This window comes from Nocardioides sp. Soil777 (genome assembly GCF_001428425.1).
In the GTDB taxonomy this organism is placed as follows: domain Bacteria; phylum Actinomycetota; class Actinomycetes; order Propionibacteriales; family Nocardioidaceae; genus Nocardioides; species Nocardioides terrigena.
The window spans coordinates 607,423-622,186 of the sequence record NZ_LMSN01000012.1; the positions used below are offsets into that span (position 1 = coordinate 607,423).

Annotated in this window: 15 protein-coding genes; 9 read left to right on the forward strand and 6 right to left on the reverse strand. The window is 72.0% G+C overall.

Annotated elements, in window-relative coordinates; translation table 11 throughout:
- Positions 1-112 precede the first annotated feature (112 nt).
- Positions 113-1,309, forward strand: coding sequence for an acyl-CoA dehydrogenase family protein (locus ASG88_RS10380; RefSeq protein WP_056887320.1), 1,197 nt, complete (start codon positions 113-115; stop codon positions 1,307-1,309).
- Between the two features lie 81 nt (positions 1,310-1,390).
- Entirely contained in the window at positions 1,391-2,560 is a 1,170-nt protein-coding gene (locus ASG88_RS10385) for a hypothetical protein (protein ID WP_157559661.1), read from the forward strand.
- A 10-nt stretch (positions 2,561-2,570) separates the two neighbouring features.
- On the opposite strand, the gene ASG88_RS10390 is transcribed toward ASG88_RS10385, so the two are convergent.
- The 4 genes from ASG88_RS10390 to ASG88_RS10405 all read right to left on the reverse strand — a co-directional run bounded on the left by ASG88_RS10390 (position 2,571) and on the right by ASG88_RS10405 (position 6,408).
- Positions 2,571-3,104, reverse strand: a complete 534-nt coding sequence (locus ASG88_RS10390) for a GNAT family N-acetyltransferase (protein WP_162259837.1) — start codon at positions 3,102-3,104, stop codon at positions 2,571-2,573.
- Between the two features lie 34 nt (positions 3,105-3,138).
- On the reverse strand, positions 3,139-4,506 hold the full coding sequence (gene chrA / locus ASG88_RS10395; protein ID WP_056887323.1) for a chromate efflux transporter: 1,368 nt from the start codon (positions 4,504-4,506) through the stop codon (positions 3,139-3,141).
- Positions 4,507-4,692: 186 nt separating this feature from the next.
- Positions 4,693-5,010: an ankyrin repeat domain-containing protein gene (locus tag ASG88_RS10400; RefSeq protein WP_056887324.1), complete on the reverse strand. Its 318-nt coding sequence runs from the start codon at positions 5,008-5,010 to the stop codon at positions 4,693-4,695.
- A 36-nt stretch (positions 5,011-5,046) separates the two neighbouring features.
- Positions 5,047-6,408 (reverse strand): HNH endonuclease, encoded by a 1,362-nt coding sequence (locus tag ASG88_RS10405; RefSeq protein ID WP_056887325.1) that lies wholly within the window; start codon positions 6,406-6,408, stop codon positions 5,047-5,049.
- Between the two features lie 207 nt (positions 6,409-6,615).
- Here ASG88_RS10405 and ASG88_RS10410 point away from each other — a divergent pair, with 207 nt between their 5' ends.
- The 5 genes from ASG88_RS10410 to ASG88_RS10430 are packed head-to-tail and all read left to right on the forward strand — an operon-like array spanning position 6,616 to position 10,556.
- Entirely contained in the window at positions 6,616-7,092 is a 477-nt protein-coding gene (locus ASG88_RS10410) for a GtrA family protein (protein WP_056887326.1), read from the forward strand.
- 54 nt (positions 7,093-7,146) lie between these two features.
- Complete coding sequence (locus ASG88_RS10415) at positions 7,147-8,136, forward strand: Bug family tripartite tricarboxylate transporter substrate binding protein (RefSeq protein WP_056887327.1); 990 nt, start codon at positions 7,147-7,149, stop codon at positions 8,134-8,136.
- Positions 8,136-8,648, forward strand: a complete 513-nt coding sequence (locus tag ASG88_RS10420) for a tripartite tricarboxylate transporter TctB family protein (protein ID WP_056887328.1) — start codon at positions 8,136-8,138, stop codon at positions 8,646-8,648. Before ASG88_RS10415 ends, ASG88_RS10420 begins: the two co-directional genes overlap by 1 nt.
- 1 nt (position 8,649) lies before the next feature.
- Positions 8,650-10,167: a tripartite tricarboxylate transporter permease gene (locus tag ASG88_RS10425; RefSeq protein ID WP_056887329.1), complete on the forward strand. Its 1,518-nt coding sequence runs from the start codon at positions 8,650-8,652 to the stop codon at positions 10,165-10,167.
- Positions 10,167-10,556 carry a universal stress protein gene (locus ASG88_RS10430; protein WP_056887330.1) on the forward strand — a complete coding sequence of 130 codons (390 nt, stop codon included), beginning with the start codon at positions 10,167-10,169 and terminating at the stop codon, positions 10,554-10,556. Before ASG88_RS10425 ends, ASG88_RS10430 begins: the two co-directional genes overlap by 1 nt.
- A 12-nt stretch (positions 10,557-10,568) precedes the next feature.
- On the opposite strand, the gene ASG88_RS10435 is transcribed toward ASG88_RS10430, so the two are convergent.
- The gene (locus ASG88_RS10435) at positions 10,569-11,159 is read right to left on the reverse strand and encodes a Maf family protein (RefSeq protein WP_056887433.1); all 591 of its coding nucleotides are present in this window, start codon (positions 11,157-11,159) and stop codon (positions 10,569-10,571) included.
- Positions 11,159-12,850 (reverse strand): DUF885 domain-containing protein, encoded by a 1,692-nt coding sequence (locus ASG88_RS10440; protein ID WP_200956406.1) that lies wholly within the window; start codon positions 12,848-12,850, stop codon positions 11,159-11,161. Before ASG88_RS10440 ends, ASG88_RS10435 begins: the two co-directional genes overlap by 1 nt.
- A 117-nt stretch (positions 12,851-12,967) precedes the next feature.
- On the opposite strand from ASG88_RS10440, the gene ASG88_RS10445 reads away from it, so the two are divergent.
- Both ASG88_RS10445 and ASG88_RS10450 read left to right on the forward strand, forming a co-directional pair.
- On the forward strand, positions 12,968-13,954 hold the full coding sequence (locus ASG88_RS10445) for an ABC transporter ATP-binding protein (RefSeq protein WP_056887331.1): 987 nt from the start codon (positions 12,968-12,970) through the stop codon (positions 13,952-13,954).
- Positions 13,951-14,730: an ABC transporter permease gene (locus ASG88_RS10450; RefSeq protein WP_056887332.1), complete on the forward strand. Its 780-nt coding sequence runs from the start codon at positions 13,951-13,953 to the stop codon at positions 14,728-14,730. The genes ASG88_RS10445 and ASG88_RS10450 overlap by 4 nt, the downstream gene beginning before the upstream one ends.
- Positions 14,731-14,764: the final 34 nt, after the last annotated feature.

Consider the following 14,764-nt stretch of genomic DNA (forward strand, 5'->3'; position numbering starts at 1 on the left):
GGTCCTCGGGGCTCGGATTAGGGTCGGCTTACCTTAGTGGACGGGTCGCGGGCCACCACATTCCGCCCACCGGGGGTTAGCGATCGTTAACCAACGCGGCTATCCTGCGGTCATGACCTACGAGCTGTCCCCCGAGCACGAGCAGTTCCGCCGCAGCGTCCGCGACTTCGCCGAGAAGGAGATCGCCCCGCACGCCGCGCAGTGGGACCGCGACCACCACTTCCCGACCGACGTGGTCCAGCAGATGGGGGCCCTCGGCCTGATGGGCCTCACCGCGCCGGAGGAGTTCGGCGGCGCCGGGATGGCGGGCGAGGACGGCGGGTTCACGTCGCTGTGCCTGGCCATCGAGGAGATCGGGCGGGTCGACCAGTCGATGGGGATCACGCTCGAGGCCGCCGTCGGCCTCGGCATCAACCCGATCCTGACCTACGGCACCGACGAGCAGAAGCAGGCGTGGCTGCCCGACCTGGTGTCCGGCCAGCGGCTCGCCGGCTTCGGCCTGACCGAGCCGGGGGCCGGGTCCGACGCCGGTGCCACGAGGACGAAGGCCGTGCTCACCGACGGCGAGTGGGTCGTCAACGGCGCCAAGCAGTTCATCACCAACTCCGGCTCCGAGATCACCTCGCTGGTCACCGTCACCGCCCGCACCGGAGAGCGCGAGGGCGGCAGGCCCGAGCTCTCCACGATCATGGTCCCGAGCGGCACGCCCGGCTTCACCGCGGAGAAGGCCTACGACAAGCTCGGCTGGCACGCCTCCGACACCCACCCGCTGTCCTTCGAGGACGTGCGGGTGCCCGAGTGGCACCTGCTCGGCGAGCGGGGCCGCGGCTACGCGCAGTTCCTCGCCACCCTCGACGACGGCCGGGTCGCCATCGCCGCGCTGGCGGTCGGCTGCATCCAGGCGTGCCTGGACCTGTCGCTGGAGTACGCCGGGCAGCGCCAGACCTTCGGTGGCCCGATCGGTCGCAAGCAGGGTGTCGCGTTCCAGATCAGCGACCTCCAGGTGATGCTCGACGCCTCGCGCCTGCTGACCTACAAGGCCGCCGCGATGAAGGACGCCATGGACGCCGGCCGCTCGGTGTCGACGAAGGACTTCAAGCAGGCCGCCGCGGTCGCCAAGCTCTACGCCACCGAGTCCGCGGTCACCGCGACGCGCATCGCCACCCAGGTCTTCGGTGGCTACGGCTTCATGGAGGAGTACCCCGTCGCCCGGTTCTACCGCGACGCCAAGGTGCTCGAGATCGGCGAGGGCACCTCGGAGGTGCAGCGCATGCTCATCGCGCGGGGGCTCGGCCTGCCGGTCGAGTGATCGCCGCCCGCCTCCGCGAGGTCTGGTCCGGACAACTTCGCCCCGCCCGCCGACGTCCCCTCCCCGACGAGGGGAGTGGTCATGAGGGTGGGAGCGCGCGTCCTGGGCGGCGCCGCGGTGCTGATCGCGTTGACCGGGTGCGCGGTGGCCCCGCCGGCTGCCGCGCCAGCCGGGCCTGACACCTCCGCACCTGCTCCGCCCGCGCCCGGCGGGACCGAGACGGCCGCGGCGTCTGCCATGGAAGTGGTCGACGACCCGGCGTCGACGCTGCTCGACGTCGTCGTCGCACCGGGGGACCCGGACGTGCGGGTCGCGGCGTGGAGGCAGTGCCCCACCACCGACTGCCCGTCTCCTCGGGTGGCACTCGCGATCAGCCGCGGCACCGGGACGCGGGTCGTGCCCTCGCGGGTGTGGAGGTCCACCCCGCTGGTGCGCGTGGATGCCGAGGGCCGCGCCCTGGTCGTCTCGTGGGAGGAGCGGCTCGGGCTCGCCGTCGTCCGCCCTGACGGCTCGGTCGTCGACGTACGCCGCACCCGTGACGTCGCTCCTGTCGCACCGGGCGAGATCGTGGCCGGCGTCGTCCACGGACGTGGTGGTGCCTCCTTCCTCGCCACCGACCCGGTGCGGGCGGTCGCACACCCGATCCCCGTGCCGCGGGACTCGGTCCAGGTCGAGCAGCTGCCTTCCGGCCAGCTGCGCGCGACCACCCTGCGGCGCACCTATGCCTGGTCGGACGACGGCGGGGCGACGTGGCACGAGTCCGCCGGAGCCTCGGCGGCGACGCTGCTCCAGTCGTTTGCGACCTCCACGCCCGACCGGCACGTCCTCGTGGGCGGCAGCGACGGCGCGACCCTCTTCCCGTTCGAGGAGGTGCGGACAATGGATTCCGTGGACTCCTGGTCCGTCGTCCCCCAGCCCGCCGGGCCGCGCGCGTACGTCGGCGCGACGGCCGTTCTCCCCGACGGGCGGTTCCTCGTCGACGTCGAGGGCTGGAGCGACAACGGCCGGACGGGAGGACGACTGCGGGGCACAGCCCCCGGGCTGTACGTGTCCGACGGCAGCGACTGGGCGGCGTACTCGCGTCTCGAGCAGGGGACGCCCTTCGCCGAGGCCGCCTTCGGCGTCCCGGACGTGCGGTACGCCGCCGTCGACGACGGGTCCACGACCCTCGGGGCGATCGGCCCGGACGGGCGCTCGTGGTGGACCTCGACCGACCTCGGTGGCAGCTGGGAAGCGCAGCCGGTGCGCTGAGACCGATGCTCTACCAGGCATCCCCCGCGCGGTCCTGGCAGGTCACGGGCAGCGTGCGATCCACCACGACGGACGGATCGGTGGTGAGCACCATCAGGCCACCGTGCTCGTCGTCGGGGACGACGCCGGCCCCGGTCCGCGTGTAGGAAAGCCCCAGCCACCGCTCCCAGCCGAGCCGCTCGTAGAAGCCGGTCGCCCGCCCTGTCGAGAGCAGTGCGACCTCCCACCGGTTCGAGATCTCCTCGTGCAGTCGCGTCATGGCCAGCCGGCCGACGCCCTGCCCCTGGCGCGCAGGATCGGTGGCCACGGCTTCGACGTACCCGACGGTGCGCCATGGCTGGTCGCCGAACCTGATGGGTCGAGGAACCGCGCTGGCGTGGCCGATGAGCCGGCCGTCGTCGCGGACCAGCACGTGCACGCCGCCGAAGGCGTGGTCGGCGTCGTGGTCGTCGAAGCGATCACGGAACGCGCGGTCCCACAGGAGACGCAGGTCCGCGCGCGCCGCGGCGTCCACCTGGTCACTCTCGAGCACGGCGACGTCCACGATCCGCAACCTAGCTCCGTGGGGACGCCGCGTCTCAGACCAGGACCTGGGCGAGTCCCACCAGGAGTCCCGCCAGCGCGCAGGCACCGAGGGTGCGTAGGACGGACCAGCCTCGCCAGAAGACCAGGGCGCAGGCGAGGACGGTGATGGCGACGGCGGCCCACTGGATGGAGTCCAGCACGGGGACCTCGAAGTCGAGCGGACCGGTGGTGATGCGGGTGGTGTCCTCGAAGAGGGTGTGGAGGGTGAAGAAGGTGGCGAGGCTCGCGATGACTCCGACCACGGCGGCTGTGATGCCCGTGAGGGCGGTGGAGAGGGCGCGGTTGCCGCGGAGGCGTTCGACGTAGGGGGCGCCGAGGAGGATGAACAGGAAGCAGGGCACGAAGGTCACCCAGGTGACGAGCAGGGAGGCGATGACCGCGGCGACCCACGGGTTGAGGTCGCCGGGGTCGCGGTAGGCGCCCACGAAGGCGACGAACTGGACCACCATGATGAGCGGGCCCGGGGTGGTCTCGGCGAGGGCGAGGCCCCGCACCATCTCGCCGGGGGCCAGCCACCCGTAGACGTTGACGGCCTGTTGGGCGACGTAGGCGAGGACGGCGTACGCGCCGCCGAAGGTGACGACGGCGGCACCGGAGAAGAACAGGCCCTGGTCGACGAAGATGCTGGACCGCCCGAACAGCACCGCGGCGAGCGCGACCGGGGCGAACCAGAGGATCAGGCCGACGACGAGGATGACGGTGGCCCGCCGACCGGAGGGGCGCTCGGTGTGCAGGGCGTCGTCGCTGATGAGCGGCGCGGGGCCGTCGTCACGGGCGGCTGCCTTGGGCCTGGTGAGGTCGGGGATGACCTTGCCGAGTCCCCAGCCGATGAGCGCTGCGAGCCCGATGACGACGGGGAAGGGCACGGCGAAGAACGTCAGGGCGATGTAGGAGACGACAGCCAGCCCGATGAGCGCGGGATGTCCGAGGCCCTTCCCGGCGACGCGGATGACGGCCTGGACCACGATGGCGATGACGGCCGGCGCCAGGCCAAGGAACAACGATTCCACGAGCGTGGTGTCGCCGAAGGCGACGTAGATCCCGGAGAGCACGAGCAGGGCGACGACGCCGGGGAGGATGAAGAGGATCCCGGCGACGAGCGCGCCCTTGACGCCGTTGAGGAGCCAGCCGACGTAGGTGGCGAGCTGTTGGGCCTCGGGGCCGGGGAGCAGGGTGCAGTAGGAGAGCGCGAAGAGGAACCGCTGCTGGCCGATCCAGCGCTTCTCGTCGACGAGGGTGTGCTGCATGACGGCGATCTGGCCGGCCGGGCCGCCGAAGGTCTGCAGGGAGATGGCGAACCACGCCTTGGTCGCCTCGCGCAGCGGGATCACGTCGTGGGAGTGCTGCGGGGTCTCGGTCACGGGCGTCTCCCCAATGGCATCGGCGGCGTCGGTCGTTCCAGCATCTGGCGTGCGACTCGTGATGGGGCCGCGGGTCGCCCACCTCATGGTCGCAATCCTGGCTCGCCCGCCTGTTTCGTCGTCACGGGTGCACCGTGATCGGGCCACGGGCGAAAGTCAAGTAAGCAGGTCAACTAGAGCAGGCTGTCAGTCGATGCCGGGCGATGGGGGGTGATCAGGGTCAGCGCGCAATCGCGCGGCAATGGCGTCGAGTCCTTCCGCCTCGGCGGCCTCCAGTGGTGTCATGGCATCCAGCGGAGAACGCAAGGTGGGATCTGCGCCGTGGTCGAGCAGGGCGAGTGCGACGTCGGCGCGACCCGCCTCGATCGCAGCGACAAGCGCGGTCGACATCAGCTCAGGGTGGATGAAGTCCACGTCGACGCCGCACCGCAGGTGGTGGCGGACGAGCTCGAGGTCACCGTCGCAGGCGCCGCGGAAGAAGTCCTTGTAGTCACCGTGGGACATGGCTCGATCGTCCCAGAAGTGATGGTGGCGAGCGGCTCAGCCCGCGAGGACGTAGTCGATGCGCAGGGGAGGGATCGCCGCTTGCCTGACCGTGGCGACGGCCGGTGCCCGGGACCGGTAGGAGTGACCGGTCGGGAGGGTGGTCTCGATGACGTGGCTGCCGGTGTCGTCCGGCGCGTGTCGGGCCCGCCAACCGTGGGCCTGCTTGGCGTAGTTGCACGCCTCGCAGAGGCCCTGGCTGTTGCGAGCGCTCGTGGGTCCTCCGCGGGAGTGCTCCTCGGGGTGGTCCGTGTGGCGGATCGGAGCGTCGCACCACGGGGTGCGGCAGACCCGGTCGCGCAGCCGGACGAAGCGGCCGAGGGTGGCCGGGAAGATTCGCTGGCGGGAGTCCATGGAGACGAGCTCACCGGTCGTGGGACGGGTCCAGAGCCGTCGCACCCACACCTGCTCGTCGCGGGTCAGGGCGTCGCAGACGATCTCGCGGGCCAGCTCTGCGGGCACCGGCCCGTAGCCGTCGAGGTGTGCGGGCTCGTCGCTCGTGCCGAGCAGCGCGGAGTCGCTCATGACCAGTCCCAGGGACACCGGCACGGCCGGAGTCCGGCCGGCGGTCATGGGGTCGGTCGTGGCGTGGGTCGCGGGCTGGCGGCCGAGCACCGAGCTGACCAGGGTGTCCGCCATGAACTGGCCCTTGCTCCGCAGGTCGCCGGACGCGCGGGCGCTGTCGGACGCGCGCGTCAGGGTGGCGAGGACTGCCACCCCCTCCTTGACCGGGAGCAGGGCCGTGAGCCAGGCCATCGTGTCGGGTGCTGCTCGCAGGGTGACGCTGCGCTCGGACTCGGCCCGCCGCCGACGCGCCACCACGGAGGCGGGGTCGAGGCGCTCCGCCTCGGCGCGCAGGAGTCCGACCAGCTCGTGCTGACCGAGGGTGGCGAGGTGGTCGGCGTCCGCGGCGACCGTCTCGTCGACGGTGAGACGGTGCTCGAGGGGGAGGCAGGCGGTCTCGCGAGCGATGACGGTGGCCGTCCACTCGGTGACGTGACCGGTCGACCAGGCGGCCCACGTGTGGGGGAGCTCGGTGCGCACGATCGTGGCGAGACCGAGGTGACGCTCTCCGCGGTGGCGGGACTCGCGCCGCGCGAAGGCGACGATGGACGCCACTCCGCGGCCCTGCTCGGCGGCCCGGGTGCCGGCGTCGGCCTGGAGGGCTCGTTGGGACGCGTCGAGCTCGGCTGCGAGAGCCGCCTGGGCGGCGGTGGCGGTGCAGACGAGCTCCTCGAGGGCCCGCAGGGCATCGACGCGGTCGTGGTCGTCGAGCCCGCTGGGGCGCTCGAGGGCGTGCGCCAACCCGCGCTGCACGGCCGACAGGGAGTCGGCGGCGAGTGCGGGGGAGGAGGTCATGGATCCATCATATATCGAACGTATGTTCGAATCCATACCCAGTTTCGGGTATGTGGAAAAAGACGGTTCCGGGACGGGCGCGGCACGCCTTCCTCGACGTGGGAGAAGCCGGGGCGCGAAGTCGCGCAGACCACCGCCGGCACCGAGTGGCGCAGACCACCGTCGCGCCGATCGGGCTGCTGCGGGTGAGCGGGCTAGCCTTGCACGGTGACGTCAACGGGGCGCCGGCTGGCGGGAGAGATCTGGCGGTACCTTGCCGTCGGGCTCGGCGCGACCATCGTGGCGGTGGTCCTGTTCAACGGTCTCGTCCACGGCTTCAACACCGGCGGCGTGGCGCCGCTCAACGACCAGCCGCAGCTGGCCTACGTCATCGCCAACCTCGTCGGCACGGCGGTCGCCTACCGGGGGACGAGGTCGTGGGCCTTCCGGCACCGCACGACCCGCCACCCCGACGGCGGTCGCACGGCCTTCCTGGCGATCAGCCTCGTCACCATGGTGATCCCGATGACCTGCCTGTGGATCAGCCGCAACGGCCTCGGCCTCGACGACCCGCTGTCCGACAACGTGTCCGCCAACGTCATCGGGCTGGCGCTGGCCAATGCCGCCCGCTTCGTCCTCACCCGCCAGCTCGTCTTCGGGATCCGCGAGGAGACCGTGGAGGACGGCGTCGCCACCACGCGCTGAGATCGCAGGTCCGGCGCTCGACACGGTGATGGTGCGCGGTGCACGATGTGGCGCATGAGACGGCTGGGACGAAGTACGACAGCCCTCCTCACGATCCTCGGGCTGACGGTCTCGCTGGGTGCGTGCGGGGTGACCCGCGGTGACGACAGCCGCGACCTGCTGATGATCATCCCCAACAGCCCCGGCGGCGGCTACGACCAGACCGGTCGCGCGGCCGTGGGCGTGATGGAGGACAACGAGGTCACCGGCGGTGACTTCACGGTGGAGAACGTCATCGGCGCCGGCGGCGCCGCCGCGATGACCCAGCTCATCGGCGAGGCCGGTGACGAGCACACCATGATGACGGTGGGCCTCGGCGTCGTCGGCTCGACGTACTCCTTCGCCAGCGGCTACGGCCCGCTCGACGCGACCCCGCTCGCGCAGCTCATGAGCGAGCCCGAGGGGATCCTGGTCCCCGCCGACTCGCCCTTCGAGACCGTCGAGGACTTCGTCGAGGCGTGGAAGGCGGATCCGTCTTCCCTGGCCATCGGCGGCGGCTCCTCTCCGGGCGGGCCCGACCACCTCTTCCCGATGCAGCTGGCCGACACGGTCGGCATCGACCCCCGGGACGTCAACTACGTGTCCTACGACGGCGGCGGTCCGCTCACCAGTGCGCTGCTGGGCAGCAAGATCGATGCCGGGTTCTCCGGGCCCGCCGAGTTCCTCGGCAGCGTCGAGGACGGCGAGCTGCGGATGCTGGCCGTCTCCGGCGAGGAGCGTTCGCCGCAGGACGCCTTCGCCGACGTGCCCACGCTGACCGAGTCGGGCATCGACCTCGTCTTCCTCAACTGGCGTGGGCTCCTGGCCCCGCCGGACATCTCCGACGAGCGTCGCGACGAGCTCATCGCCTACCTCGAGACCATGCACGAGACCGAGGAGTGGCAGCAGACGGTGGCCGACAACGGCTGGACCGACGACTTCATCACCGGTGATGAGTTCGAGGCGTTCCTGCAGGAGCAGGACTCCCGGGTCTCGACCACCCTCACGGATCTGGGGCTGATCTGATGGCCGACACCGAGCCGACCCGCACCGAGCCCGTCCAGGTCGACAAGGCGCAGTACGGCCTGGCCGCCGTCCTCGCCGTCGTCGGGCTGTGGACGATGATCGACGCCCGTGGCCTCAACGTGGGCTTCGGCGACCCGGTCGGACCACGCGTCTTCCCCTACGTCGTCGGCGCCTCGATGGTGCTGCTGGCCGTCCTGCTGGCGCTGGCCACCGCCCGCGGCGACGTGGCCCAGGGTGAGGAGGGCGAGGACATCGACCTGACCAGCCCTCCCGACTGGCTCACCGTCGGCAAGCTGTCCGGGATCCTCGTGCTCAACATGTTGCTGGTCAACCTGCTCGGCTGGGCCGTGACCGGGGGGCTGCTCTTCGCCGGCTGCGCCTGGGCGCTGGGATCGCGCACCCTGGTCCGAGACCTGATCGTGGGTGTCGTCCTCGCCGTCAGCACCTGGTACTTCTTCTACGTCGGCCTCGACGTGCCGCTCGCCCCCGGGATCCTGGACGGGGTGCTCTGAGATGGACACCCTCAACCTGCTCCTCGACGGCTTCGCCAACGCCCTCACCCCGCAGAACCTCGCCTTCGCCGCGGCCGGCGTCCTGCTCGGCACCTTCGTCGGCGTGCTGCCCGGCATCGGCCCGGCCATGGCCGTCGCGCTGCTGCTGCCGATCACCTTCGGCCTCGAGCCGACGCAGTCGTTCATCCTCTTCGCCGGCATCTACTACGGCGGCATGTACGGCGGGTCGACGACCTCGATCCTGCTCAACACCCCGGGCGAGTCCGCCTCGGTGATGACGGCCATCGAGGGCAACAAGATGGCCAAGAAGGGCCGCGCCGCGCAGGCGCTGGCCACCGCCGCCATCGGCTCCTTCATCGCCGGCACCATCGGCACCCTGCTGGTCGCCTTCTTCACCCCGGCGCTCGCCGACCTGGCCGTCGAGATCGGGGCGCCGTCGTTCTTCGCGATCATGCTGCTGTCGCTGGTGCTCGTCACGGCGGTGCTCGGCTCGTCCAAGCTGCGCGGCTTCATCGGTCTCGCCATCGGCCTCACCATCGGGCTGGTGGGCCTCGACCTCTCGACCGGCCAGGCGCGCCTCACCGGCGGTGTCCTCCAGCTGGCGGACGGCATCGACATCGTGGTCGTGGCGGTCGGCATCTTCGCGATCGGCGAGGCCATGTGGATCGCGGCGCACCTGCGCCGGGCGCCGCTCGACGTGATCCCGGTCGGTCGTCCCTACATGAGTCGCGAGGACTGGTCGCGCTCGTGGCGCCCCTGGCTGCGGGGCACGGCCATCGGCTTCCCCTTCGGCGCCCTGCCCGCCGGCGGTGCCGAGACCCCGACCTTCCTCTCCTACGTCCTGGAGCGGCGCCTGTCGCGCAAGTCCGACGAGTTCGGCCACGGGGCCATCGAGGGCGTCGCCGGGCCCGAGGCGGCCAACAACGCCAGCGCGGCCGGCATGTTCGTGCCGCTGCTGGCCCTCGGCCTGCCGGTGACCGCGACGGCCGCCGTGCTGCTGGCCGCGATGCGCACCTACGGCATCGTGCCGGGGCCGACCCTGATGGCCGACCAGGCGGACCTGGTGTGGACCCTGCTGGCCAGCCTGCTCATCGGCAACACGCTGCTGCTGGTCATCAACCTGCCGCTCGCCCCGCTGTGGGCCAGGCTGCTGCGGATCCCGCGGCCCCAGCTCTACGCCGGCATCCTGTTCTTCGCCTCGCTCGGTGCCTACGCGGTCAACCAGAGCGCGTTCGACATCTTCCTGCTGCTCGTCTTCGGCGCCGTCGGGTTCGCCGTACGCCGCTTCGGCATCCCGATCCTGCCGCTCATCCTGGGCGTCATCATCGGTCCGCTGATGGAGACCAAGATGCGCGAGGCGCTGGACCTGTCCAACGGCGAGGTGAGCGGGCTCTTCAACGAGCCGATCGCGATCTTCGTCTACGTGCTCATCCTGCTCGCCCTCATCGTGCCCACCCTCTGGGCCCGCAAGAACAGCAACGTCCCCACACCCACGTCCAACGAGTCGGAGGTCTCCTGATGGCTGTCGTGATCGGCTACATCCCGGACGAGTACGGCGAGGCCGCCCTCGCCCACGGAATCGCGGAGGCGCAGCGCCGCGGCACCGGCGTCGTGGTGGTCAACAGCACCAAGGGCGACGCCCTGGTCGATCGCCGCTACCTCGGTGAGGACGGGAAGGTGACCCTCGAGGAGCAGCTGACCGCCAGCGGCGTCGAGCACGAGCTGCGCCAGACCATGGGGCGCGACATCGCCGACGAGATCCTCGCCGTGGCCAAGGAGGTCGCGGCCGACGCGATCGTGATCGGCATCCGGCACCGCACGCCGGTGGGCAAGCTGATCATGGGCAGCGTGGCGCAGCGCGTCATCATCGACGCGACGTGCCCGGTGATCGCGGTCAAGCCCGGCTGACCCGCCCGTCGCTCAGGTCCACAGCCCCGTCCACTCGTGGCCGAGCTCGGCCACGAGGTCGCGCAGCAGCGGCAGGCTGACGCCGACCACGTTGTGGTGGTCGCCCTCGATCCCGGTGACGAACGCGCCGCCGAGTCCGTCGATGGTGAAGGCGCCCGCGACCCACAGCGGCTCTCCGGTCGCGACGTACGCCGCGATCTCGGCGTCACTGACGTCGGCGAAGTGGACCGTGGTGCTCGCCGTCGCCGCGGCGACGCGCCCGGACGCCGCCTCGCGCAGGCAGTGCCCGGTGTGCAGCACGCCGGAGCGCCCACGCATCGCGCGCCACCGCTCGACCGCGTCGGCGGCGGACGCGGGCTTGCCCAGCGCCGCGCCGTCGAGCTCGAGCACGGAGTCGCAGCCGAGCACCAGCGCCTCGCCCGGCAGGTCGTCACGGGTCGCCACGGCCGCGCACTTGAGCTCGGCCAGCTGGAGCGCCAGCTCGGCCGGCGGCAGTCCGTCGAGCCGGGACTCGTCGACGCCGCTGACGATCACCTGCGGGTCGATCCCCGCGGCGCGGAGGGTGGAGAGGCGAGCCGGCGATGCGGAGGCGAGGACGAGCATCACAGGCGACCCAGCGCCGCCCGCAGCGGGTCGAGGCCGAGCGAGCCGAGGTCGAGCGCCGCGCGGTGGAAGGCCTTGAGGTCGAAGTCGTCACCCTGCCGGGCGCGGACGTCGTCGCGGGCCTGGAGCCAGATGCGCTCGCCGATCTTGTACGACGGCGCCTGCCCCGGCCAGCCCAGGTAGCGGTTGATCTCGAAGTCCAGGACGTCCGGCTCGATCTGGCTGTGGTCGCCGAGGAACTCGCGGCCCAGCTCGGGGGTCCACGTCTCCCCGGGGTGGAAGCCGAACGGGTTGTCAGCCGGGATCTCGAGCTCGAGGTGCATGCCGATGTCGACGACCACCCGGGCGGCCCGGAACGACTGGCCGTCCAGCATCCCGAGGCGGTCGGCCGGGTCGGCCAGGTAGCCGAGGTCGTCCATCAGCCGCTCGGCGTACAGCGCCCAGCCCTCGCCGTGGCCGCTGACCCAGCACATGAGTCGCTGCCAGCGGTTGAGGCTCTCGCTGCGGTACGCCGTCTGGGCGACCTGGAGGTGGTGTCCCGGCACGCCCTCGTGGAAGACCGTGGTGACCTCGCGCCAGGGGTAGAAGTCCTCGATGCCGTCGGGCACCGACCACCACATCCGGCCCGGGCGCACGAAGTCCTCCGAGGGGCCGGTGTAGTAGATGCCGCCGTCGTTGGTGGGGGCGAGCATGCACTCGATGCGCCGGATGGGCTCGGGGATGTCGAAGTGCACGTCGGCCATGTCGGCCAGCGTCCGGTCGGCGAGCTCCTGCATCCAGTCGCAGAAGGCCTCGCGACCGTGCACCACGCGGGCGGGGTCGGCGTCGAGGTGGGCGACCGCCTCGGCGACCGTCGCGCCCGGCAGGATGCGGTCGGCGGTGGCCGCCATGTCGTCGGCGAGTCGCTTGAGCTCCTGCCAGCCCCAGGCGTAGGTCTCCTCGAGGTCGACCGTCGCACCGAGGAAGTAGCGGCTGGTCAGCGCGTAGTGCTCGCGCCCCACGGCCTCCTTGTCGCGGCCCCGCGGCTCGAGCTCGTCGGACAGGAAGAGCCCGAAGTCGGCGAAGGCACGGGTGGCTGCGCGGGCGTGCTCGCGCATCCGGTCGGCCAGCTCGCCGGCGGGGGCGCAGCGCTCGACCAGGCCGCCGAAGAAGTCACCGCTCTCGCCCGTCTCGCCGGTCCAGCCGCGGATCTGCTCGACGACCTTGGCGTACTGCGCCGACGCCGACACCCGGCCACGGGCGGCCTCGTCGGCGAGCGTGACGCGATAGCCCTGGACAGCCGCGGGGACGGCCGCGAGCCGGGCGTCGATCGCCTCGAGCGCGGCGTCGCCCTCGGTGGGCATGAGGTCGAAGACCTGGCGCATCCCGTGGATGGCGCTGTCGATGACTGACACCATGCAGCGCGAGATGCCGGCGTCCTCCATCTCCAGCTCGAGGCGGTGCCGCTCGAGGAACGAGTCGCGGGCCGCGGCCTCGCGGTCGTCGACGGGCGTCGCGGCCTCCACGGCCTCGACCGCGCGGCGTACGAGGGCGACGCGGGCGTCGTACCCGGCGGGCGAGTAGTCGGGCAGGCGGTCGTCGTGCCCGGCCACGCCGTAGTAGGTGGCCGCGATCGGGTCGAGGGCGCAGTAGTCCTCGACGAACTGGTCGCAGATGGCATCGATGGTGCGGGCGGGCGCGGTCTCGGTCACGGGGGCGACCCTACGACGCCTCGCATGAGGTTTGTCACCCGCTTTCCGTGCACGCCGCACGGCACCCGGTGACACCACGCACTGCCGCGCGGAGACCCGCCCCGGAAGGCTGGAGCCATGACCACAGCACCCGGGGACGCAGCGACCAGCACCGACCTGGCCATCGAGGTGCGGGACCTGATCCGCACCTACGGCTCCGGCGCCGACGCCTTCACCGCCGTGCGCGGCGTGGACCTCGCGGTCGTCCGGGGCACCATCCACGCACTGCTCGGCGTCAACGGGGCGGGCAAGACGTCCACGATGGAGGTCGTCGAGGGACTCGCGCCCGCTTCCTCCGGTGAGGTTCGCGTGCTGGGCCTGCACCCGGTCCGGGACCGCGCGGACGTACGCCGCCGCACCGGCGTGCTCCTCCAGCGCACCGGCTTCGTCGGCGACCTGACCGTCGCGGAGACGCTGCAGATGTGGGCGACCACGGTGAGCGACCCCCGGCCCCTGGAGGAGTCCCTCGGGATGCTGGACCTCCTCGGTCGCCGCGACGTCGCCGCCCGCAACCTGTCGGGCGGCGAGCTGCGCCGCCTCGACCTGGCGTGCACGCTCATGGGTCGTCCCGACGTGGTGATGCTCGACGAGCCGACCACCGGGCTGGACCCGGAGAGCCGGCGGGCGGTGTGGGACCTCATCGAGGGCCTGCGCGACGCGGGCGGGACGGTCCTGCTCACGACCCACTTCCTCGACGAGGCCGAGCAGCTCGCCGACCAGGTGTCGATCATGCGCGCCGGCCGGGTCGTGAGCGAGGGCACCGTGGCGCAGATCGTGGCGGGGGAGCCCTCCACCATCGGCTTCTCCGACCTCGGACGCGACCTGCCGCGCCTGCCCGCGGAGGTCCGTGTCGACCGGGGTCGCACCGAGATCCGCACGGCCGACCTCCAGCCCACCCTGTCCACCCTGCTGCGCTGGGCCGACGAGCACCGCGTGGTGCTCGCCGACCTGACCGTCACCAGCCCGAGCCTCGAGGCGGTCTTCCTGCGCATCGCCCGCGAGGAAGGGACCGCCGAGCCGGCCGACGACCTCACCGACCCGACCCTCGAAGGAGCCCTCCGATGAGCACCGCCCTCGACCTCGCCGCCGGGACCCGGCGCGTCCGTGGCCTCGCCGCGACCAACACCCGCCTGCTGCTGCGCAACCGGCTGGCCACCTTCTACGCCTTCGCCGTCCCGCTGCTGGCCCTGACGCTCCTCTTCTCCCAGGACCCCGCACAGCCCGGCGCGGGCCTCGCGACGGTCGCCACCGTGCTGTCGATGGCCCTGCTCTTCCCCGTCTACTACAACCTGCTCTCGGTGGTCGTGACCCGACGCGACGAGCTGGTCCTCAAGCGGCTGCGCACCGGCGAGGTGCGCGACGGCGAGATCCTGCTGTCGCTGGCGCTGCCGGGAGTCGGGGTCGCGCTGCTGATCTGCCTGGTCACCATGGTGGCGACGCCGCTGCTCGGCTTCTCGGCGCCGGCCAACGTGCCGGTCATGCTCCTCGGCATGCTGGTGGCCTGCACGGCCTTCGTCGCCCTCGCCCTGTGGACCGCCGCGTGGACCCGCAACGCGGAGGCCGCGCAGCTCACCAGCGCCCCGGTGATCCTGCTGACGATGGCCGGCCTCTTCCGGGTCGTGCTGCCCGAGGACGCCCACGACTGGCTGGTCGTGCTCCCGGGGGCGGCGGTCGAGGAGGTCGTGCAGGCCGCGTGGTTCGGGGTCGCCGACGACGGCTCGCAGCTCGCCCTGCTGGAGACGGCCACCGCCGCCGGGCCGGGGCTCGCGGTCCTGGTCGCCTGGACGGTGCTGGGCCTGTCGCTCGTCGCGCGGTCGATGCCGTGGGAGCCGCGTCCGTGACCTCGTGGGCACCCCCGGCGGCGAGGGCGTCTGG